Annotated in this window: 24 protein-coding genes; 20 read left to right on the forward strand and 4 right to left on the reverse strand. The window is 40.0% G+C overall.

Features of this window, described 5'->3' with window-relative positions:
- Positions 1-242 precede the first annotated feature (242 nt).
- Positions 243-1,514 carry a helix-turn-helix domain-containing protein gene (locus NQ095_RS19095; RefSeq protein WP_258265027.1) on the reverse strand — a complete coding sequence of 424 codons (1,272 nt, stop codon included), beginning with the start codon at positions 1,512-1,514 and terminating at the stop codon, positions 243-245.
- A 629-nt stretch (positions 1,515-2,143) separates the two neighbouring features.
- Here NQ095_RS19095 and NQ095_RS19100 point away from each other — a divergent pair.
- Complete coding sequence (locus NQ095_RS19100; protein ID WP_258265028.1) at positions 2,144-3,400, forward strand: MFS transporter; 1,257 nt, start codon at positions 2,144-2,146, stop codon at positions 3,398-3,400.
- A 37-nt stretch (positions 3,401-3,437) separates the two neighbouring features.
- On the opposite strand, the gene NQ095_RS19105 is transcribed toward NQ095_RS19100, so the two are convergent.
- A complete protein-coding gene (locus tag NQ095_RS19105; RefSeq protein ID WP_258265029.1) occupies positions 3,438-5,960 on the reverse strand; it encodes a ThiF family adenylyltransferase in 2,523 nt (840 codons plus the stop codon).
- Positions 5,961-6,693: 733 nt separating this feature from the next.
- Between NQ095_RS19105 and NQ095_RS19110 the strand changes: the two genes are divergently transcribed.
- From NQ095_RS19110 to NQ095_RS19130, 5 genes are all read left to right on the forward strand, one after another.
- Positions 6,694-7,332, forward strand: a complete 639-nt coding sequence (locus NQ095_RS19110) for a GntR family transcriptional regulator (RefSeq protein WP_258265030.1) — start codon at positions 6,694-6,696, stop codon at positions 7,330-7,332.
- A 216-nt stretch (positions 7,333-7,548) separates the two neighbouring features.
- Complete coding sequence (locus tag NQ095_RS19115) at positions 7,549-8,559, forward strand: TRAP transporter substrate-binding protein (protein WP_258265031.1); 1,011 nt, start codon at positions 7,549-7,551, stop codon at positions 8,557-8,559.
- Positions 8,560-8,610: 51 nt separating this feature from the next.
- On the forward strand, positions 8,611-9,084 hold the full coding sequence (locus NQ095_RS19120) for a TRAP transporter small permease (RefSeq protein WP_258265032.1): 474 nt from the start codon (positions 8,611-8,613) through the stop codon (positions 9,082-9,084).
- Positions 9,081-10,361: a TRAP transporter large permease gene (locus NQ095_RS19125; protein ID WP_258265033.1), complete on the forward strand. Its 1,281-nt coding sequence runs from the start codon at positions 9,081-9,083 to the stop codon at positions 10,359-10,361. Before NQ095_RS19120 ends, NQ095_RS19125 begins: the two co-directional genes overlap by 4 nt.
- 31 nt (positions 10,362-10,392) lie before the next feature.
- Complete coding sequence (locus NQ095_RS19130; RefSeq protein WP_258265034.1) at positions 10,393-11,154, forward strand: SDR family oxidoreductase; 762 nt, start codon at positions 10,393-10,395, stop codon at positions 11,152-11,154.
- A gap of 94 nt (positions 11,155-11,248) precedes the next feature.
- Here the strand turns inward: NQ095_RS19130 and NQ095_RS19135 are convergent, their stop codons facing one another.
- Positions 11,249-12,151 (reverse strand): helix-turn-helix domain-containing protein, encoded by a 903-nt coding sequence (locus NQ095_RS19135; protein ID WP_258265035.1) that lies wholly within the window; start codon positions 12,149-12,151, stop codon positions 11,249-11,251.
- A gap of 175 nt (positions 12,152-12,326) precedes the next feature.
- Between NQ095_RS19135 and NQ095_RS19140 the strand changes: the two genes are divergently transcribed.
- The 14 genes from NQ095_RS19140 (at position 12,327) to tagU (ending at position 22,566) form a co-directional block, all read left to right on the forward strand.
- The gene (locus tag NQ095_RS19140; RefSeq protein ID WP_258265036.1) at positions 12,327-12,476 is read left to right on the forward strand and encodes a hypothetical protein; all 150 of its coding nucleotides are present in this window, start codon (positions 12,327-12,329) and stop codon (positions 12,474-12,476) included.
- Between the two features lies 1 nt (position 12,477).
- Complete coding sequence (locus NQ095_RS19145; RefSeq protein ID WP_258265037.1) at positions 12,478-13,125, forward strand: YIP1 family protein; 648 nt, start codon at positions 12,478-12,480, stop codon at positions 13,123-13,125.
- Positions 13,126-13,139: 14 nt separating this feature from the next.
- Entirely contained in the window at positions 13,140-15,389 is a 2,250-nt protein-coding gene (locus NQ095_RS19150) for a peptidase domain-containing ABC transporter (protein ID WP_258265038.1), read from the forward strand.
- Positions 15,390-15,406: 17 nt separating this feature from the next.
- Positions 15,407-15,862, forward strand: a complete 456-nt coding sequence (locus tag NQ095_RS19155; RefSeq protein WP_258265039.1) for a DUF5085 family protein — start codon at positions 15,407-15,409, stop codon at positions 15,860-15,862.
- Positions 15,859-16,242 carry a class IIb bacteriocin, lactobin A/cerein 7B family gene (locus NQ095_RS19160; protein ID WP_258265040.1) on the forward strand — a complete coding sequence of 128 codons (384 nt, stop codon included), beginning with the start codon at positions 15,859-15,861 and terminating at the stop codon, positions 16,240-16,242. The genes NQ095_RS19155 and NQ095_RS19160 overlap by 4 nt, the downstream gene beginning before the upstream one ends.
- Before the next feature lie 121 nt (positions 16,243-16,363).
- Positions 16,364-17,017 (forward strand): HlyD family secretion protein, encoded by a 654-nt coding sequence (locus tag NQ095_RS19165; RefSeq protein ID WP_258265041.1) that lies wholly within the window; start codon positions 16,364-16,366, stop codon positions 17,015-17,017.
- Positions 17,018-17,028: 11 nt separating this feature from the next.
- Positions 17,029-17,946, forward strand: a complete 918-nt coding sequence (locus NQ095_RS19170) for an ABC transporter ATP-binding protein (RefSeq protein WP_258265042.1) — start codon at positions 17,029-17,031, stop codon at positions 17,944-17,946.
- 1 nt (position 17,947) lies between these two features.
- On the forward strand, positions 17,948-18,973 hold the full coding sequence (locus NQ095_RS19175; RefSeq protein WP_258265043.1) for an ABC transporter permease subunit: 1,026 nt from the start codon (positions 17,948-17,950) through the stop codon (positions 18,971-18,973).
- Between the two features lie 14 nt (positions 18,974-18,987).
- Positions 18,988-19,173 (forward strand): hypothetical protein, encoded by a 186-nt coding sequence (locus tag NQ095_RS19180; protein WP_258265044.1) that lies wholly within the window; start codon positions 18,988-18,990, stop codon positions 19,171-19,173.
- A gap of 500 nt (positions 19,174-19,673) precedes the next feature.
- Positions 19,674-20,249 (forward strand): hypothetical protein, encoded by a 576-nt coding sequence (locus NQ095_RS19185; RefSeq protein ID WP_258265045.1) that lies wholly within the window; start codon positions 19,674-19,676, stop codon positions 20,247-20,249.
- 179 nt (positions 20,250-20,428) lie between these two features.
- Positions 20,429-20,761 (forward strand): hypothetical protein, encoded by a 333-nt coding sequence (locus NQ095_RS19190; protein WP_258265046.1) that lies wholly within the window; start codon positions 20,429-20,431, stop codon positions 20,759-20,761.
- Between the two features lie 7 nt (positions 20,762-20,768).
- Complete coding sequence (locus NQ095_RS19195; RefSeq protein WP_258265047.1) at positions 20,769-21,203, forward strand: SGNH/GDSL hydrolase family protein; 435 nt, start codon at positions 20,769-20,771, stop codon at positions 21,201-21,203.
- Between the two features lie 159 nt (positions 21,204-21,362).
- Positions 21,363-21,539, forward strand: coding sequence for a hypothetical protein (locus tag NQ095_RS19200; RefSeq protein WP_258265048.1), 177 nt, complete (start codon positions 21,363-21,365; stop codon positions 21,537-21,539).
- A gap of 88 nt (positions 21,540-21,627) precedes the next feature.
- Positions 21,628-22,566, forward strand: coding sequence for a polyisoprenyl-teichoic acid--peptidoglycan teichoic acid transferase TagU (tagU, locus tag NQ095_RS19205; RefSeq protein WP_258265049.1), 939 nt, complete (start codon positions 21,628-21,630; stop codon positions 22,564-22,566).
- A 39-nt stretch (positions 22,567-22,605) separates the two neighbouring features.
- Here tagU and NQ095_RS19210 read toward each other — a convergent pair.
- Positions 22,606-23,024: DUF6241 domain-containing protein (locus NQ095_RS19210; RefSeq protein ID WP_258265050.1), on the reverse strand; the 419-nt coding region annotated here is incomplete at its 5' end.

Below are 23,024 nucleotides of genomic sequence, written 5' to 3' on the forward strand. Positions count from 1 at the left end.
ATTTGAGAATTTAGTATTTACCTACTCCCACACCTTTTATTTTACGATATTGGTCTATGCTATCAATATCGTTTATACCGGATTCAATTAATTGAACAAGGAATGTCTTTCCTTAGTCGGATATTTGAACATCGTACGATTTCACTTCATAAAATTGAATTTTAGTCATTTCATGAAGAAAACCGAAGGCAACGAGTGCGCCTCCGGTTCAAATAGTTTAAGCTGCTTTCCTTCTTTCCGAACTATACCTTAACTCCAATATTCTTCTGTAACGACTTCACCATTAATTCTTTACCTAACTGAAAGTAATAAGACGACTTCTTATACTTTGATTGCTCCAAATAATATTCCCCTAAATAATCACAGAAGCCTGATAAGGTGAGGTACTTATTCTGCTTCATAAGCTCGGGTATGATATTCTTCTCCATTTTCCTATCTAATTCTTCAAATTGATCCCCAAGCATCAAATCGAAAAATATGTATTCTGAACGCAGTGATATCAAAGATGGATCCTTATGAATCATGTGATACATCTTGTTCAGGCATTGTGCCGCCTCACTCTTCCTGCCCACCTTACAATATTCTTTTACCAGTGAGAGTACGATGCGGGCACTAGTATAAGATTCAAGATCGGATAGTTCACTATAGAGTTCCTGCAATAAACCAAGAGCCTCGTCATGCTGTCCCAATATACTGTATAAACTACTAAGGTTATGCATAATGGGGTGCAGCATTTCTTGATAATCAATTTCTTTTGCCAGGGTGTGAGCTGCCTCATAATGTTCAAAAGCCATTTCATAATGAAAATTTCTCTTATGGCAGATGCCTAATATGATGTGGCAATCCACACATTTGGTTAACATATAGATGGTTTGATAACTGGATAAAGCCATTTCCGCGTATTTAACAGCCGTTTTCGTATCATTGTTTTTACTATTCACAAAGGAAAAGGCATAGTAGAAATCCGCAAGTTCTAGTGTAGAGAGCTCCAAAAAGGAAATGAATTTTTGGGATTCAATGATATTGGTAGCGGCCTCTCCTATTTTCCCCACTTGGTAGTAATAATAGGCGCTATGTTTAAAGAAATAAAATTTTGTCTTTAAAGGCATATCGATAATCTTTTTCGTTAAATCCACTAACTCTTTCCTTACATGAGCAATCATATTGTGCTGAAGATAATATTGGATACGGAGGACTCTATATTCCAACTGTATACCTTCATTGATAAAGTCATTTTCTTGAAAATAGTGATATAGCTTCTTAGATTCCTTCTCATCTCTTTTCATAAAATTAATATTCCATTGGGCAAGAAGCTCCTGTATACGGGTTAAAGCATTCGTCTCTTCAATATAACCAAGCCGATTTAACAGTAATTGCATGGTTTCATCACTAGGCTGCAGGATCTCATTCTCAATTTTAGATAAATAAGAAACGGAACAGATCCCTTTCGATAGATCCTCCTGCTTCATCTGTTTTTTCTTTCGTAGGTACCGAACTTTATGGCCAATCGACATATGTTGAATGCAGAGCACCCCCTCAATCCGACTTTCATATTATTTTACCCTAGCAAAATAGGATTTTCTAATAGGATAGACTTATGTTTTTCCTTTTTTTATACACCATTCAAGTACTTTATACTTCAAAAAGTTGAACTAAATAAGCGAAGAATTCAATTTGGACTCATTTTCCAGACAATAATGCTCTATTAATTGAATAATATACACCCTTAGAAACAGGTACCCAGGCCATAAATTTAAATTGTGACGAATGGAGTCATTCACTCATCTTTTTCACTTTTTGAACAGAGTTCCCTTGACCTTAAAGTTATCTAAAAACTCATTTGTTCCTTATTCACTTAAAAAAAGGTACCGAATTAACCCTGTCTATCCACTCCATATTCCTCTTTTACTCCGCTTCACGGTTAGTACTAAATACACAGTAAATAGTACCTTTAATATTCAGGTGTTCGCTCATTAGCAAAACCACCTCATTACGTATTTTTGTAATAATTATGTGAATTATCTACTCTCTATCATTACATTTGCATACTATTATTCTTTTAGGAATATTTATAATATTCATATCAATCCGATCCATAAAAGGGTATATTTTACTTAGTAATTACAATAATTAGGAGGGAATTATGTTAAAACTATTTAAAAATAGGAACTTCTCCTACCTTTTCTGGGGTAGAGTAATAACGAATATGGGGGATAGTTTGTATAATGTCGCCGCTATGTGGCTAGTTTATGAAATGACTCATAGTCCTTTCTATACCGGGATTGCAGGCGCATTAATCATGATTCCTCAAGTATTAGAGTTTCTAGTAGGGCCACTTGTTGATAAATGGAGATTAAGATCCATACTACTTTTTACTCAATTATTCCAAGGCTTACTCATCTTACTCATCCCCATCACCTATTACTTAGGCTTCAGCAGTGTATGGCTGGTAATGGCTCTTATGTTCGGTGTAGTTGCGATTGAGCAGTTTGTATATCCCGCACAATCAGCGATGATCCCTAAAGTCCTATCCAAGGAAGAACTACCTGAAGCAAATTCCTTAATGAATATCGCGTATAAAGGATCCGATTTTCTTCTAACCGCTCTTGCGGGTATCCTGATTGTGAAAATAGGGGCAATCAATATTTACCTGATTAATTCCATTACCTTTCTATTAGCCATCATGTTGTTCAAAAACATTCATTATCAAGATAAGAAGGTTAAAGTAGAAGAACGTTCTTCTGTGAAGGTCGGTTTCCAAATGTATAAAAAAGAGCTGCTAGAAGGGTTTTCCTTTGTTAAAGATTCTACGATTCTTCAATACATCATTCCCTTAATCATCGCTAACTTCGTATTCGGGATGATCAATGCTATTCTTCCAGCTTATGCGGATCTTAGAGGGGGAGAAAGCTATTACGGATACTACCTTGCTTCCTTATCTATCGGGATGTTATCCGGCTCTTTATTAGCAACATATTTTAAGAATATCCCCTTGGGCAGTGTCATCATATTATCATTTCTTTTCTCAAGCTTTGCATGGGGAGGCTCATTCTTGGTGGGATCGTCCATCCTTTCCGTCATTTTATTCGGGATTTCCTCGATTGGAATTGGAATAGCCAATTTACTCATATTCACGATGATTCAATCGATACTGCCAGAAGATATGATGGGGAGGGTATTCTCATTTATTTCCAGTATTGCAACCATCCTCCTTCCATTAGGATCATTCATTGGGGGCTACATGGCTACTATTATAGGTAGTGAATATATATTTGGGGCAGGAAGTTTATTATGTCTTGCCATTGTGGTCTACTGGACGACAAATCATTCATTAAGAAGGTTACCTGCATATCTTGAAATTAACCCGGATACTCATTTGAAAAAGAAGTCAGCATCATAAAGGAAAAGGAACCCACAATAATGGGTTCCTTTTCTTGTTACGTAGTAGTTTGAGGTTGTAAAGTAATGAATTGTTTTAAAGCCGTAATTCCGGTTGAGATGAATGAATATACATCTTCATCATCGGTCAGAAATTCGTTAACAAAATCTTCAAATTGAGTACAATCATTTTCTAATGCCTGTTTCACTTTAAGATCCAGAATATGTTCTTTTCCTTTATACTTAGATATTAATGAAAAGGCTAAAAGGTACGCAATGGGATCAGTGATGTGATCTCTATACCCAAAGACGAAAGAAGTATTTAATAAGGCATTCATATGAGTGTATTCTTGATTGATATAAAAAATATTCTCAGGTGTTACCTTCTTATCTAGTTCCTGTTGTATGGTCAAATAATCCGACAAGGTGAGCCCATCTTTTTCCATCACGAAGCCCATTAATGCATCTTCCAATTGGTAGATAGAGTATTGAGATAAAACAATTTTGTTAACCCTGTGAAGATAATGTGTGTGAACATCATGCCTCTCCTTATCAGGAACATCATCATTACACAGGATAGATTGTACACATTTTAATTCAAACAAATAAGCTAAAGCCTCATTTAGAATTTGTCGACTGTTTTCAAAGTAAGAGTGGCTATACATATTATTATAGTATGAGTGTCCTAATTCATGACATAAAATATAAAAATCTTCTAAGCTGCCTTTATAAGAGAGAATGATTTTGTTATCTTTTGTTTGAGGAAAATAGTAAGTCCTATTCACACCGTGATGATTGGGGTCTTCAATCACTTTAATATGGGCACCAGTAAACATTTTCTCTAGATGTCTAATCATGAATGGGTTATTTAATTGCGATTTCAAACTGTTCATTATTAATTCTTTAGATGTCTCTATATCTTCTACGGCAGGATGAACACTATAGGGATTATCGTATAAGTAGTCTACTATGATCATTGATTCTTCAGAAGGGAACAAAGTCTTTCCAAATAACATACTCAACGAAGTTTGGTGATCTTCAATCAATTCTTTAAATAGTTCTACTGTTTCATTTCCAACTCCTAATGTATCTTGATAATATTCATGAAGTGGGACCTTCACGTAATTCTTTTTAACCGTATTAAAAAAGTGCAATAATTTATTACCTTGTTTAACCAAAGCTTCATGACTCATTCGTTGATATTCTACCCTTTTATTGTAATCCTCAACCGTGTTTAAGTTTAATAATACCTCGTAAATATGAGAGTTCTTTAAGTCAGGGAGTCTTATGTTCTTAACCAATTCCAGGTATTCACTGTATAATTCTTCCGAATAGTAAACAGTGCTTTCTATTTTATCCCTATCCAACTTTTCAATTAAACCTAAAAATTCTTGATAGACCTCACTGAGATTATATTCTTCTAGAAGATTGAGATTTACCAATAAGTCGAACACTTGGTACATAGAAAGTATCTCTATCTCAAGATGCATTGGAATATCAGGAACTGCTTCTATCAAGTTAGAGATATAATCTAGTATGCTTCTTATTTCCAGTTCTTCCAGTGGCATTAATTGACTTAGTTGAAGCATAAATTCATTATTTTCAACTCTAATGTAATTTAAATCTTCTAAACCAAAGCTTAAGTGGGAATTCGTTTTCTTTTTCAGTAGGTAATCAACCATTATTTTACTAATCAGTAAGGAAGCAGTTAAGCTTTGGATGACAGTTCCCCGATTCTCGCTGATAAAGTAGGGTGTAGCTTGTTGATAACTTGCATGCAAAATAGTTTTACCTTGGAGACTCGTTAGGTCATTCGCTATAGTGGAGTCATTGAAATATCCAAGGGAAATATATTTTGAGGAAAGACTGGCGGCATAGGAAGAGATATCTCTATGAAGATCTTCAGATGATTCATCGAAACACCCAAACAGAAATTGAAAAGGATCTAAATCCAGACTTTTGAGATCGTCGATATGACGAACCTTTCGATCAAATATTTGAATTTCACACTCTGGCTCGATCGACGCCATTTTCTCTTTAATAACCTGAACTTTTGATTTTTCTTCATCTTCGTAATCGAATAGAAATTGTGCCCGGATATTCTTTTTCTCTACTCGATCATAATCGATAATTGTGAGATGTTTAATTCCTAATTTTGCAAGAGTAAGAACCAGCGTTGCTCCTACTGTACCCACCCCGATAATGACTATATGTAAGTTTGCAATCTTATTAAGTAATGCTTTGGACTCAGTGGTCTGATCATATATATTGAAATAGTTGAAATTCCTATAGTCGGACAAATCTTGCTTGGATGAAAACATACTATTTTCATATAGAAATCCATTATCCTTCAAGAATGTATGAAATTCCTGACTCTCTTCGTCTGTTATATTAAACTCTTTCTGCCACTGGTATCTTCTATTTAATTGCGATTCTTTGTTGTCTAATCGATAGGATTCCAACAAAGACCATATTGCTTGAAAGTCTTCTACTTCCAAAACTTTTTCTTCCCCATCGTAATACACAATTTCATTTTTTTCTGGAAAACCTCTGAAGTTTAAACTTTCTTTTAACTTTTTCATTTATGCTGCCTCCTATCTTCTGAACCCATAATAAAAGAAGGTGAAAAAATTCACCTTCCTTCAAGTAAGTATTAGCACTTGCTGTAACACATGCAAAGTACTTGATTTTGAACAGTGCGTTTGATTTTCACTTTAATCTTCATAATATTCGCCCCTTTATGAATTATTTGATCTTTCAGTAATATAATAACTTTTATTGGTATTTTTATCAAAAATGTAAATATGTGTTAATTAGTCCGTGATGTGAAATTCAGACTATATTTTCATGATTTTTCACCATAATTCGCTATAAAATATTCTTTTAAGAATATTTTATAGGTATGAAGACATAGGGACATGTAGAGTGGTGACGGTTCTAATTCTACCGGCCCCTCTTTTCACTTTACATGTGCTATAGGGCGAGAATCTCAAACAGACTTGATTCTATCGCGATGGCTTTAAGATTCCTTCCCACTATAAAAGGGGAATTTTGGTGGTATTGTATAATCTCCCAAAAAACAATCCATAGAAAATAGAACGTACTTTTTCATATGTCTGTTGTATCATCGAATTTCTCACATTTATATACCCTTATTCTCATTACTAGAAATCAACCACCTCCATATTAATGTACAAAAATACAAAAGCACTTTTCAACCATCGCCCGCTCCCCCCATTGCAACCAACCCTTATATACAATACAATTCATTATATATAACCTCATAAATCTAATTGCCACAAAGGACTGTGTGAAATGTCAAAATATACAAATGGGAATACGCTTGTTTCCCTCAAAGATGAAGTGAAGGAAAAACTGACAGAGGATATTATTATGCTTAAGCTCAAGCCCGGAGACCGCATTGTCGAAACAGAAGTGGCCAAAAGGCTGGGGATTAGTCAGGTTCCGGTACGGGAGGCTCTCCGTGGTCTGGAGGAAGAAGGGCTCATCAAGACGATCAAGTATAGGGGTGCCTTTGTGACGGATATCAATCCCGTTGAAATGTATCATATGTTTTCGTTACGGGCGAAGATTGAGACCGATGCCATTGAAGTGATCCTCCCCCAGCTGACCAGAAGGCATTTCGGCGAGCTGTACGATATCGTGGACAAAATGAAGGTCGCCGAGAAGGACTATGCGGTTCAGTCGCAGCTGGATATGGAGTTTCACCGTACGATCATTGAGTGGTCCAATGTCGATGTGTTTTTACGCATTTGGGGAATGTTGACGAATCATATTCGACGATACATCACGTTGTTAAACCCAAAGGTGCGGATCCTTCCAGAGGAGGTTCATCAATATCATCAGGACCTGGTGGAAACGCTTGAGGAAAGAGATGTAGAGAAAGCGAAACTCGTTTTTAAAGAACATATTATGAAAATGGTTGAAAAATAGATTCCACACGAAGACCCCTATCGATTTACGGTAGGGGTCTTGACGTGCCCTGCAAGATTATATATAATCACAAATATTATATATAATATTTAGTCTAAATTTTCACAAAGGGTTTGGGGATTTTTTTTGGAGTGTTTTGTTAGCGGTTACATTCTCTGTATGAAGAACGGTTCTTAACCTACTTCACACAGAACCATTTACAAAGGGGGAAACAAAATGAAAAAGAAGTTCAACGTTATTAGCCTACTGATTACAGCTGTCCTACTGATCGCATTAGCAGGTTGCGGAAAAAATGCCGGTGGATCAGCATCCAAGAACGTGACGTTAAAGCTGGGTCACAATCAGCCAACCTCTTCTCCGTTCCATGCAGGGGCAGAAAAATTCGCGGAATTGGTTGCAGAAAAGTCAGATGGGAACGTAAAGGTTGATGTGTATCATGACAGTCAATTAGGGGATGAAGGGGAACTGGCTACAGGTACGAAAATGGGGACAGTGGATATCTCGCTTGTGGCAACTGGTAGTGTGACGCAGTATTATCCCCGCTATTCCATGTTTGATTTGCCGTTTCTCTTCAGGGATTACGATCATGTCGATAAAGTCCTGCAGGGGGAAGTGGGAGAGCAGCTTGCCAGCGAAGCGGAAGAACAAGGCGGATTCAAAGTGATGAGCTACTGGGAGTCAGGGTTCAGACATTACGTGAACAGTAAGCGTCCGTTGAAATCACCCCAGGACTTGGAAGGACTGAAAATCAGGACACCTGAATGGCCGGTGTTGACGTCCGCTACAGAAACACTTGGTGCCAGTGCCGTACCGATGCCTTTCTCAGAGCTTTATATGGCGGCCCAGCATGGGGTTGTGGATGGCCAGGAAGGTCCAATATTCGCGATTAAAAGTTCAAAGATGTATGAAGTGCAGGATTACATGGTCTTAGACGGGCATACGTATACAGCCATGCTCCTGATCATGAATCCAGATAAATTTAATAGTCTATCAAAGGATGTCCAGGATGTGCTGATCGAGGCATCGAAGGAAGCCGGGGATTATGAGAGAAAGCTCATCCGTGATAATGAAAAGAAAGATATTCAGTACCTGAAAGAAGAAGGCGATTTAGAAATAGAAGAAAATCCGGATAAAGAAGCATGGAGAAAAGCCGTTCAACCTGTTTATGACAAGTACAGCGATGAATTTGGCAAGGACCTTATCCAGAAAATCATGGATACAAAGTAGTATACGGGGGCTATCCAAGCCCCCTTCATGAAAGAATCGGAGGTGGGACGTGTGAGAACATTGAAAACGATTGGTGAAGGATTGGAAAAGCTCGTGATGTACCTGGTTCTATTCCTTATGTTCGTCTTGGTTGCACTTGTCTTCATTCAGGTGGTCCTTCGCTACGTCTTCTCGAGTGGGATGGTCTGGGTAGAAGAGCTGGATCGATATCTTTTTGTTTGGTTAATGTTTTTAGGAATTGCCATGGGCGTGTATAAACAACGACATATCGCGATTACGGCGGTTGTTGATCGATTGAAAGGGCTGACGAAAGGCATTCAGCTTCTCGTACATATCATTACGGGATCTTTTTTTGCCGTGTTGTGTTGGCAGGGGATTCAATTTGTAGAAATAAATATGACGGGCACGGCTGCCGTCCTTCCTATTAATCTCGGAATCATTTATTCAATCATACCCGTGTCAGGCTTCATTGCGCTGATCTTTGTGCTCGTATTAATCGCCTCATTCAAGGAGGAGAAACGATGATATTATTACTATTTATAGCCTTTTTTGTCCTATTGATCCTTGGAGTGCCAGTGGGAATTTCGTTAGGCGTTGCCTCGATCATCACCATTCTGTGGGAAGGCGTGGTCCCGCTATTACTGATCCCGCAAAAAATGTTCGTGTCCATGAATAGCTTTACGCTACTCGCCATCCCCTTCTTCATGCTGACGGGTGTGATCATGGATAAAAGCGGATTAACGCAAAGACTCGTGAACTTTGCCGACTCCATCATTGGATGGACGAAAGGCGGCATGAGTTATGTGAGCGTCACGTCCGGGATGATGATGGGAGGAATTTCAGGTTCCGCCCCTGCCGATACAGCGGCACTCAGCAGTGTCATGACACCAAGTATGGTGAAACTCGGCTATCCGGCACGTTTTGCCGCCGCCCTGCAGGCAGCATCGGGATCGATCGGTATCATCATTCCTCCGAGTATTCCGATGGTCGTGTTAGGCGGGATTGCCAGTATTTCCGTCGGGAAGCTCTTTTTAGGAGGAATCATCCCCGGCATACTCATTGGGATACTCTTTATGGTGGCGGCGCGGATTTTTTGCAGCAGAAACAACTATGGTGTATCCAAGTCCAACTCGTTTTCATTCAGCTATTTCATCGACAGTTTCAAAAAAGCGATATTGCCCTTATTTGCACCGGTCATTATCGTCGGCGGGATTCTAACTGGCGCATTTACACCGACAGAGTCCAGTGTCATCGCCGTCGTCTATACGCTAATCCTGGGATTGTTCGTCTATAAAAGTATACAATTCAGAGACCTGTCATCGATTTTCATGGAAGCCGTCATCAGTTCAGGGAATGTGTTGTTAATCATTGCGGCCTCCTCCCTGTTCAGCTGGATCCTTGTGAGTCACAACTTCCCGCAAATTCTGAGCAGTCTCATCACAAGCGTATCCGACAGCCCATTCTTCATCATACTCGTCATTAACCTGATCTTTATCGTTGGCGGCATGTTCATTGAAGGGCTTGCGCTGTTGATTATGTTTGTGCCGATCTTATTGCCGATTGCGATGGGTACGGGAATGGATCCGATCGTATTTGGGGTGATGGTCGTAATTAATATTGCGATTGGAACACTGACTCCTCCGGTAGGTGTCTGCCTGTTTGTGGCATGCTCTGCCGCCGGTGTTAAGCTTGATCATGCGATGAAGAGCGCGATACCATTTGTTCTTGTGCTTTGTTTTGCACTTGTTTTGATTGTGGTGTTTCCGGAGATTGTTACGTTTATTCCTAGTTTAGTTGAATGATAAGATAAATTGCAGAAGGAGAGAGGTACATATGACAACCAACTTATTTAACCTAACCGGCAAGGTAGCTGCCATCACAGGAGCAACACGAGGTATCGGACGGTCCATGGCAATCGCCCTGGCAGAAGCAGGAGCGGATATTGCTTTACTTCAAAGGAATCCGGAACAGACGGATGTGAAGGAAGAGATTGAACAGCTTGGTCGAAAGTGCTCGATTATTCCATGCGATCTTGAAAAGATAGAAGAAGTAAAATCCGCTATTCCCGGTGTGATTTCTACATTTGAGAAGATTGATATTCTAGTAAACAACGCCGGCATTCAACGCCGCTCGCCATCCGTGGATTTCCCTGAATCCGATTGGGATGACGTGCTGAATATCAATTTGAAAGTGGTCTGGCTATTATGTCAGGAGGCAGGACGACACATGGTGGCGCAAGGAGGAGGCAAAATCATTAACACCGCTTCCCTTCTATCATTCCAAGGAGGATTGACCGTCCCAGCGTATGCAGCAGCCAAAGGCGGAGTCGCCCAGCTCACAAAAGCTCTCTCGAATGAATGGGCGAAAGAGGGTGTCAATGTCAATGCGATTGTTCCGGGCTATATCGCTACAGACATGAATACCGCCTTAATCGACGATCCCATCAGAAGTAAACAAATTCTTGATAGGATTCCAGCCGACCGATGGGGAGAGCCGGATGATTTCAAGGGGACCGTTGTTTATTTAGCTTCGGGAGCTTCGAAGTATGTACATGGGCATTTGTTGGCTGTTGATGGGGGATGGCTTGGTAGATAGGTTAAATAATTCTGTTCCAAGGGGGAAGTGAGACTCACTTCCCCCTCACCTATACAGGAAGCACTAGAACCGTCCCCTTGCTCCCAATTCCCCCTCACTTATCGTCCAAATAACCTTTTTTCTTTTCGCGAACTATATTTAAATAGTTGTCTTTGCCAAGAAACCCATAGATGAATTCTGCATTTCTATAAGCTTCTTTTATGCTTGCACAGTTTCCATTCATTTTTTCATAACATTGCCCCTGGTAATAATAAAAATTCCCAAGCATCGAGATATTCTCATTTTCTTTGGATTCTTTTATCCCCTGATTGACCGTATCCAGGGCCTCCTGAAATTTCTTCAAGTCATACAGGGTCTTTGCCTTGTTATATAAGATTCGCAATCTGTAGATTTCGGGCTGACGGAGCAAGGATGGGGTAACCTCTTTAAATTCACTCTTCAAGGCTTTGTTATAGTACATAAGTGACGATGTAAGGTTATCGTTCTCTCCGTGGATAAGGGCTAAAGAGTTTAGGATTTTGAAATGAAGAAAACCCTTTTGATTGATCAAAAAATATTCTTCTTTTAGTAGATCTTTTAAGAGCGACACAGTCATCTGGTAATTCTCTCTCTTTAGACGATAGGAACTGATAACATTCATCCACCTTAAATATTGTTCGAACCAAGTACGGTTGTTGTTTTCCATTGAACGAAGTTCTTTTTGTGTCAATTGGTGTACATCATTGAATCTCTGCTTAAAAGCCAATTTTTCAATAAAAGAAACGGTTCTGTTTATGTATTCTACATTATCATCTAACAAATACTGCAAGAAATAACTGATTGGTTTATTCAACTTCAAAGAGATAAAAAAGATTGTTTCAAGAGTGGGTTTGGTTTGCCCTCTCTCGATCAAACTTAAAGCTGCCTGTGTACACACATCTTGCGCCAAGTCATTCTGAGTCATGGAATTTTGCTTTCTTAGACGGATGATTTCCTTACCCAAATCGGTTATTCCCATATTACCCCCATCTTTCTAGTCAAAATATCATCTAAATAAAGTATGACTTATATACCTTAAATTGTCATCTGTAAATATTAATCTACTTATATTTTGTATATTTTCAATAAATTGCATTGTATAGTTGGGTTACAGTACAAAATACTACTTAAATAATTTCTAGGAGGAATTCATAATGAACGTTTCAGCTTTGTTATTGACTATTGGATTAAGCATCCACGGGGGAGCAGATCATGCCAACACTCCGGACAGATTAAAGGAAATAATTCCTGTTGACACTGAAGACGATTTGCCACACGAATTCAGCGTAAAATTGGATAAATAAAATGGAACTGCGACACAAGATACCTGGTCCGTCCTTGATTTTCAAGCCCAAAACCGAATCTGGTAAAATCGCTGATAAACCGACATTATGGAGACCTGCTACACTATCATTGATCATTCTTCTGGCTGCTCTTGCAATAGGTGTTTTATTGACGGATACCAGCACTTTATCCTTTACCGACGAAAATCTTAATAGTGCAGAAAGAGTGCAGGCATTTTTGATAGGAGCAGTCGCCGTAATCGCCCTCTTCTTCGTCTCCCAATCTATACTTGCTTTATACTTGTACCTAACCGTCAAGATGTTCAGGCATTTTAGCTCGTATCGCGAATTACTGTCTTTAGCATTCTTCGTATCCATACCGATTTCTCTCGCAGAATTGTTGAAGATAGCCAGTCCATTATTCACTGCCAAGGAAAATATCTCAGCACTGTCCTCTTATATTGGGGGATCCCCTATATTGCAAGGGCTGGTCGCACCATTGGAAATATTCAATATTTGGAGTTTGGTCATCCTCACCATCGGTCTCCACCAACTGACCAAACTAAAGACCTTTAAAGTCTTACTCATCGTTGCTGGCCTTGTGATATGGGACTCATTAACGAGTACGGGGACCGCTTATATCACTGATTTATTCAGTGAACTGAAATAAAATGAGGGGAAATTATGAAAAGAAATATACTTGTACGCCAACATGATAGCAATGATTGTGCTCCAGCATGTTTAGCCATGGTTTCTTCCCATTACGGCAAAAAAATGGAGCTCTACAAATTCAGAAATAAAATGCAAACGCAGCGTAAAGGAACCATACTGAGCGATCTCGTAAAGACCGCTAATGAAATAGGATTTATCAGTAAACCTATAAGGGTTGATAAAGAAGGCTTCCAAAGTAGATTCACCCTCCCTTCCATAGCCCAAGTCATTCTGGAAAATGGGCAAAGTCACTTTGTTGTCATCAGGGAAATCTATAACAACAAAGTAGTATTATTAGATCCCGGCCAAGGGAAGCGTGTAGAAAGCATTGATTCGTTTTTTAAATACTTTACGGGACTGATGGTGCTCCTTACCCCAAACAACAATGTTTTTGTGAAGAAAAATGATGAGGTGGCAAACAAAAAAGTATTCCAGCGCTTCCTCACTCTGTTAACCCCTCACAAATGGCTGTTAGGGATGATCATTTTAGCATCCATTACGTTGACAGTGACGGGGATTGTCGGTTCATTTTTCAATCAAGTGATCTTCGACCAGGTCATTCCCAATAACTTAGAGACACAGCTCCTGGTCTTTACCCTGTTATTCCTGGGAGTTTCCTTGGTCCAGGTAGCGATCGGTTTCATCAGGGCTCAGCTGGCCATTCATGTATCTCAGAAAATGGATATCTCTCTTGTACTAAATTATTTCAAGCATATTTTCAATTTACCGATAAGCTTCTTCTCCACCAAGAAAACAGGTGATATCCTGACCCGTTTCGGTGACAGCTTTGTCATTAAAAATGTACTGACCAATTTAGTGCTGACCGTCTTTCTGGACTTGATCCTGGCTCTGGGTACCGGTATCATCCTGTTCAACATATCCCGAGAGCTATTTATGATCATCGCCGTTATCACCGTCATTCACATCATCATCGTTTATTCCTTTAAGGAGCCTTTCAAGAAGTATAACTTAAAGAAAATGGAACAGGACTCCAGGTTAAATTCAACAATCGTCGAAAGCTTGAATGCCATTAACTTTGTAAAATCTTCGAACCATGAGAAATCCATCATGGATCGAGTCGAAAAACATTTCATAAAGTCTCTTAAGATTGATTTTAGAATGCAGCATTTAGCGAATCTCCACGACAGCATTTCTTCCACTTTGATGACGATCGGAAGCCTTGCTCTTATCTCTTACGGTGCTTTGATGGTGATGAATGAAACCATGTCCATTGGTGTTTTGCTTACATTCAGTGTCCTATCCTCTTTCTTCATGGATCCGATAAACCGATTGGTGAACATGCAGTTAGAGATTCAGGAAGCGGATATCTCCATGAAACGTCTGTCAGAGATCCTTGATATTAAAGAAGAGCCCTTGGAAGATGACAAAAAGATCGAATTTAAGTCCATTCAGCAGTCAATTACATTTGAAAACTTGAGTTTCGGCTACCGTGAAGGGAAAAATACGGTGAAAGATATAAACATCTCTATCAATAAAGGAGAGCGCACAGCTATAGTAGGAACTTCGGGATCTGGAAAGTCCACTATAGCCAAGCTTTTAGTAGGGCTTCATTCTATAAAAGAAGGAAGAATATTAATTGATGATGTCAACACCCAAGATTACACATTATCTTCATTACGGAAACGAATAGGCTATTGCCAGCAGGATGTCCAACTGCTTCCCGGTACAGTCTTTGCAAACCTGACCCTTGGGCAGGAACACCTGGAAATTAAAGATATACAAGAGGTTCTCGGCAAGGTTGGATGTTCAGGGTTTATCCATACGCTGGATGACGGCTATGAGACCCATATTGAAGAATCAGGCGTCGGGCTTTCCGGCGGGGAGAAGCAAATCATCAATCTTATCCGCTGCTTATTAAAGAACCCTGAACTCATTGTTCTCGATGAAGCCACCAGCAATATGGACTCAATGAGAGAAAAAGAAGTTTTCGAACAACTGTATACCAACTTTTCGAATAAAACGATGCTGATCATCGCTCATAAATTAAGCCTGATAAAAAATTGTGACAGAATCATTGTAGTAAAGGATGGGCAAGTCCTTGAAACAGGGACCCACCGATCGTTAATGGAAACCAGGGGCGAGTACTATCACCTTTGGAACGCACAGCATAGTGAGGTTCACTCTGGCAGCCGGGTAAAGGGAATTACAGAGGACGATACAGGTAAGCACTACGGCGAAGACGATGATGTCTTCCAATACTAATAAAGGAGTGAGGTATTGTGGCATTGGATGTAAAGGAAAATAAAACGTTAAAACTGAGTAATGTTGTCTTACATAAAGTAAACGTCGAAGAATTAAAGAAGGTGTCAGCTGAGAAGATCGTGAAATTATTGAACGCACAATTACTATCTAAGGGAGCCGCTCCTAAAGGTCCTTTGATCAACCATACTTACTTAAGGAATGGTGAAAATCAAGTCAGTTTCATGATGCAGGCGAGTAAACCGGTAGAAGTCAAATTCCCCTATGGTTTCAGTGACTCTCTCAAAATTGAGAATTGTTTATATACCAGATTCCAAGGAAAAGAATACGATATCGATTATGCCTATCAGAAAATGAACCTTTATGCATACGAAAATGATATCTCATTAAAGAAAGAGAGTTATAGTATATTCCTCTCCAATGAGCCCGAGAGCGATAAGGTTGTGATTGATATCTTTATGCCCATGATTAAGTGAGTTCGAACACTTCTCAAAGTGATAGGGAGGATGAGGCGAAATGGGTATCAAAGGGAGAGAAAACAATGGAAGCTATTTTAGAAAAAGAGTTATTATTACCGAATCAATATGTAGATGTTACTGATCAGGAAATGGAGTATGTTGATGGTGGTATCGCAGTTGCTACTGTCGTCGGAATCGTGACTGTTGTTATTGCAGCATCTGGTGCAACATATGGAGCTGGTAGAGTAGCAGGTGAAAGAGCCTATTACGCTGGCCTGCGTAATAGTACCTATCAGAAATGGAAATGGCAAATCCGCGCCGCGGCTGTGGGAGTTGGCGGCGTAGCTGGTGGAATCTTCATGCTCGGATTTGAAAACAAATTCTATTCCATGATTTAAGCTTTACGTCTTTCACCATACTTAGTTTAAACCATTATATCAAAACAAATTAAAAAAAGCACCCATTTCGCCTGTCCTCCCTATCACTTTGAGAAACAAATTTGAGTAAGGATGAAATTAAATGAAATCTTATGACATTAATGAGATCACGGATAGTCAAATCATGTACAATCATAAACCTTCTATGCTCATCCTCACCCTTTTGGGGTCCGTGATCTTTTCGCTCATACTATTGGGCTCTTTATCAATATATGCAAGTAGTTCTTCTGTATTCACCTCATCAGGTGAATTGCATTCACTGAATAAAACAGAAATTGTCGCTGCTGAAGCGGGGTTCATTGCCCCCTCCCTCTCTCCATTAGAGAACCGTGTAGAGAAGAATCAGAAGCTTGCTGCTATCCAAACTGATTCGGGAAGCCTAGACATCCTCTCTCCTGAGGGTGGCTTCTTTGTTCAAGACCCCTCCATTATGAAAGGGAAGTTTCTTTCTGCAGGTGATCCAATCGGTGTGGTCTCAAGTAATAAGAAGATGTATATCAAAACGAACATCGAGAAAAAAGACATGGTACATGTAAACGAAGGCTCCGAGGTAGCTGTCAGGTTTTCTGCGATACAAACCGAAACCAAAGGAGAGATCATGAGTATTCAATATAATCCGAGTGAAGATCAAGAGGATGTTTATTCAGTCAAGATAGAGCTGAAAGAGTCTATCAACCACCAAAAAGTCCGGGAAGGTATGGAAGCTCTCGTCATTTTCGAGACCACACCCCAGTAGGAGGAAAACCTATGAATTACACAATCGAAATTGAAAATGTCAGCAAGATGATCCGCTCGAAAGAGATCATTAAGAATATTTCTTTCAATGTAGGAAAAGGGGAAGTCTTTGGATTCCTGGGTCCCAATGGTGCAGGAAAGACCACTGTTATTCGTATGCTTGTTAATTTAATCAGACCGACAAGCGGAACAATCCGTATCTGTGGACATGACATAAACACAGACCGAAAACAGGCAATGGCTCAGATCGGAGCGATCATTGAACAACCAGAACTCTACGATTACATGAGCGGTTACGCCAACCTTAAGCATTACGCAAACATGAATGACACCTCCATCGTCCATGAAAGAATAATGGAAATCGCGTCAGTCGTAAATATAGAAAAAAATTTAAAAGAGAAAGTCAAAACCTATTCACTCGGTATGAGGCAACGACTGGGACTTGCTCAAGCATTGTTGCACAAACCAGAAATCCTCATACTTGATGAACCTACCAATGGACTAGATCCAAATGGGATAAAGGAGTTCAGGAAATATGTCAGACACTTAGCAGACGAACATGGCATGACCATCTTAATCTCCAGCCATCTTCTAAGTGAAATAGAACTGATGTGTGACCGGATCGGGATCATCGAACATGGTAAACTGATTGAACTGAAAGACCTTAAGGCTCCTTCCCCCCTTCAGAATCATAAGTTTCTCATTAAAGTCAGTGAAACCGACCTTGCTGCTGACCTCCTTGGTGCGAAGGAATTGCTCTTTAGAAAGGTGGATTCGAATACAATTGAACTGCGAATCCCAGAAGAGAATATGCCTGAAATTATACAAGAATTGAACTCTCATAGCATAAGAATCTATTGGGCAGCTCCTATCACAGAAACATTAGAGGAACATTACTTCAGTACCTTGTCAGCATCGGAGGGCATGTAATATGTTTAAACTGGTCAAAAATGAATGGTACAAAAATTTTTTCCGCATCAGAAATTATGTTAGCTTACTCTTTATCCTGCTCTTCTCGATCATTACGGTTCTGCTGCCGACTTTCTTTTCTTCCCAGTATACGACTGGCTCTTATGACAAGGACAATTGGAAGGAAGAAGTCCGGGGTGAATTGACCGCCTTGGATAAAAAGTTTTCAGAAGCAGATAAAAAGCATGAATCCAAGCTTCAATCCGATCCTGAATCGATGGAAGTCATGATTCTGGAATCAGAAAAAAATGAAATCACTGAAGAAATCAATCGATTAAACTATAATCTTGAACAAAACATCATGCCTGTCAGCAACAATAATCTGTATGATAATTTACTTTCAGTTACACAGATGACGGGATTGATCACTGTACTGATTACAGTAGTCGCTGTATCTCTTATAGCAGATGAATTTTCATCAGGAACCATCAAGCTGTTGTTAATCAGGTCTGTCTCGAGATTTAAGATCTTACTATCCAAACTGATTACCATGATTCTGTATATCTTATTCTATACAGCTTCTGCGATCCTTTTTACACTGGTCCTCAGTTTGCTGATGAGTGATATCAATTCCTCATCGTCCTATGTATTCTCTAAAGGGATACACAACTTCATGCACGAAAATTTTTATGTACTATTTTCAAAAAATATAGTAACTCAACTTTTTTCTATTACGATGGTTTCACTTATTGCTTTTTCACTTACTGTCATCTTCATCAGTAAATCTGTTACTTTACCCCTCTCATTGGCCATTTATTTCACGGCGGCACCAATGACCATGTTCTTGAGTCAGTATACAGATCTTACAAGGTACCTTTGGTTTGCGAATTGGGACTTTAAACAATTTCTTCTTCCTTTCAAGCATACACAAGGGCCGCTTATGGAAGGAATGACACTTACATCGTCCCTGCTGATCAATGTTCTCTATTGTATTCCTTTGCTGGCCATTACATTTTACTTCTTCCATAAAAAAGAAATATACAACTAAGGAGTGTCGGACACATGGAAAATACCAGCATTAAGAAAGTGACTCTTTACATCCTCGGCATGATCATCGGTCTTACTATCGGCATTGTCATTTTTATCCCGATTGTAGAAGATACTGCCATAGGACTTGTAATCGGGTTTTGTCTAGGCGTTACCACAGGGATCTCTTTGCAGCCCTTTGTTAAGAAGAAGTGGTTCTGATGATGCTTGATGATCATGGGTGGAGCGGGGTCGGTTCCCACTCTGCCCTTTAACCTTATACAAAAAAATGTACCGAAACCGCAAGAATCCTCGCAGCTCTGGGACAGCCCTTCAATCTCCTTCAATCTTTTCAACAACCTATCCCTTTCCTCTATCCGAAAGCTCGTTAATTGGGGCATTTCTAATTGGCCCAGATTAGAAGGCTCCCTTCAGCTTATGCTTTTGACCTACTAACTTGCTGTCTACGCTTAACATCAAAAATTACCCTTCGACCGCCAAGACCCGCTATACGCGATTTGCTAAATCTCACTCCATGGGGTTCCCACCCACTACATGAATGCACCTTTTTCGTGGCGCCAGAACCCTCCCTTCGCTTCCTGCATTGATACCTCACTTTTTTTCTTGTGATAAAAATATTGTTCATTAAATATGATGTATAGTCTTCAGTAAAAATATGTTAAAACACAGTTCAAAAAGACTATGAAGAGAGGGTGAAAGGTATGGGAGGTCAAGAAAATGCTTTGGAAAGGGAAGTGCTTTTAAACAGAATACATGCTGGATTTCCTTTAGCAGAAGAGTTTGAGGAGTTGTGTTTAAAAGAAAATAAGCTTCTTAGTGCTAAAGGAATGGGTTGGTTGATTTATGGTTTTATGTTCTTTTTTGTGACACCTCTTATAGGTGCTTACATCCATTATGGTACTGGTTCAGGCTTCTTTATTATTCACCTAGCCGGCTTGTTCTTTGGATTACCGAAAGCATATGGCCGTCTGTATTCTAAACTTTTCAATACTAAGAAATTAAGGGGAATTTATGATCGGTTGGATGAACTTGAGAGACAGTTTACTGAGACTACAGGGATATATTATGAGTATATAACGGTATATTGTCTTGAAAAAATCGAACGTTATATACATTCTGGCAGGGCAGATAATTTGAAAGAAGCCTATAATTTATTAGAAGTAGATCTGCACAGAGATGACCTATTAACACTTCAGAAAGAGCAACATGAAGAAATGCTCAAAAAATTAAGGGATATAAAATCTGAAGTCTCTAGTGTAAGAAGTAGTATTGACTGAAGCAAAGGGAAGCAAGGGGACGTTTCTTCTGCTTCCCAGGGTAGGGTAAAGGGTAGAGTGGCGGTTGTTCTCACTCTGCCCTCTTAGGGAGGTAATTTAAGAGAGAACATTCCCAATGCTCACCTAATTGGAAATGATTTCTTCACCATTTTTACATTCCTGAAGGAGAGGTAACTTTCATGAAAACCTTTTCATTAATTATGTTGGCTGTGGGGTGTGCTGCCGTCCTTTTTTATGGGAATGCGTACTGGCAGGAAAGATCCACTCCTGATGCCGGATCGCACCATCCATCCAAACTGGAAAAGACCAGTAGCGAACCTGTCACAGAAGAAACAACCGACTATGGAGCGCTCGTCTCCAATTGGCCAGAAAAAGCTCAAGATACGTTCCTGAATGACATAAGGGAAAATACCCCTTATCAGCTCGCCATTGTCGGCTCGACTGCCCTCCGGGAAGGGGAAAACGGCTGGAGTGAACAGGTGAAGGAAAAGCTCGAGGGTACATTCGGCTAATCTTGAAGTGACCATCTATGAATACGACACGACTTCAATCGAATTCGTAAATGGAGAGCAATCAGAAGAGGTCCTAACCTCCGACCCGGACCTCGTTCTTCTTGAACCATTTTCCCTGAGCGACAACTCGAACTTTGTTGGGTCTAAGAATAACCACGAAAGCATACAGATTTTCAATAGAAGATTGAAGGAGCAGAATGAAGAAGCTTTCCTCATCTTGCAGCCGACGCACCCTATTGCAGGGGCGACTTACTTCCCGAAACAAGTCGAAGAATTACAGGCCTTTGCCGATGAACAAAATATCCCCTATCTCGATCACTGGACGGCTTGGCCGGATGATGACACATTGGCCGATTATGTAACAGAGTCCCAGGAAACACCAAATGAAAAAGGGCATGAGGTGTGGGCAGAGTATCTGCTGGATTATTTCATTGCAGACTAAACGTATGACCGTTCCCCGGAACGATAACGGTGAAGCACCGGTACACTGTCGACTTTCACATTAAGGAAGTAACGCGGAATAAAGTAGGGAAACTCCTTAACGGGAAACCTTCTTTCCTTTTTCCTATTAGTATGTCATGACCAAATCGAGGTGAAACTCATGTCGTATACCATTTTCATCACGATTGCCCTCATTCTTGCAGAGATCTTCTCTTTTGCAGCCTGGTTCAATACCCAGGTCATCATCAGGGAACTGATAGACATGAAAGAGCGATTACATATGAAAGAAGACAAAAAAACTTCTTTCCTCGACCATGATATGGATCAGGATAAATGATAGATTACGAGGGAAATTTTCCTATGCATTTCCCTCGTAATCTGATATGGTAATGATTAGGTTGCAAAAAAGGTGAGGGAACAAAAAAATGAGAGCAGACAAACATAAACGAGTCAAAAAACGCAGATGGGTCAAGGTCGTTGGGATATTCTTTCTATTAATGCTCATCGGTGGCGGGGCATACGCCTATAGCATCTACCATTCATTGCATTCGGCAGTGAAAACGATGCATACACCGATCGATCGAGACATGTCTTCGAAGCGTACAAAAGAAGTGACTTTCAAAGACAAGGAACCTTTCTCCGTCCTGTTGCTCGGCGTAGATGAACGGGAAAACGATAAAGGCCGATCCGATTCCATGATCGTGCTGACCGTGAATCCGAATAAGAAATCCGTGAAGATGATTTCCATCCCGCGTGATACTCTGACAGACATCGTGGGACACGGGACAAGGGATAAGATCAATCACGCCTACGCATTTGGCGGTGTTGAAATGTCCATGGATACTGTGGAAGGATTACTCGATATTCCGATTGACTACTATGTCCAGGTCAACATGGACGGATTCAAGGATATCGTGAATGCCGTAGGCGGTGTGACGGTAAATAATGACTTGAATTTCAATTCAGGAGGCTATTCCTTCGAAAAGGGACAGCTTACACTTAACGGTAAGGAAGCACTTGCTTTTTCCCGTATGAGACATGAAGATCCACGGGGAGATTTCGGGCGACAGCTGAGACAGCGTGAAATCATCCAAGCCGTCATCAACGAAGGGGCAAGCGTCTCAAGTCTATGGAATTTTGATGATATCTTCGATGCGTTAGGCAATAATGTGAAGACGAACCTGAAGTTTGAAGAAATGGTCGATATCCAGAAGCATTACAAGTCCGCTTCGAAAAATATTGAACAAATTCAAATTAAGACTGGTTCCGGTACGAGAATCGACAATATTTATTATTATGTGATTCCTAATGAAGAATTGAGTGAGATCCAGAATACGCTTAAGAACCACCTGGAATTATCATAATGAAAGGCTGAGGATGTGATGACATCCTCAGCCTTTTCTTTATCGCTTCTCTTTCTTTTGCTCACTGATATAGGCCTCTTCCGCTTTCGGTGATAAGAGTCCCGTCGCTTTCCCGATCGTCCCTTCCTGGATCCGCCAGATCTTATTATGATCACTGACGGCGTTGGAAAAATCCCCGTCCTTCCAACTCGTCAAGATCTCTTTATAGGTTTCTTCATGCTCATACTTATTAATTTCCAACTGATTCAACAGAAAGTCGATTCTCTCATCGGTTATTTTAAAATAAGACCATTTTTCCTTTGCCTGTACCTTCTGATGGCTCATGGCGTGGATGTATTGCTGCATCAGGACTTCGCTTAATGGGGTTTTCACTTTTTCGCCGAAGGGATTGCCATCTTTTCCTTCTGCCTGTTGATTCCCCTGATCCTCTACACCGGCGGATGCGGGCTGATCTATAC

The sequence above is a fragment of the Rossellomorea sp. SC111 genome (assembly GCF_024733565.1).
Taxonomy (GTDB): domain Bacteria; phylum Bacillota; class Bacilli; order Bacillales; family Bacillaceae_B; genus Rossellomorea.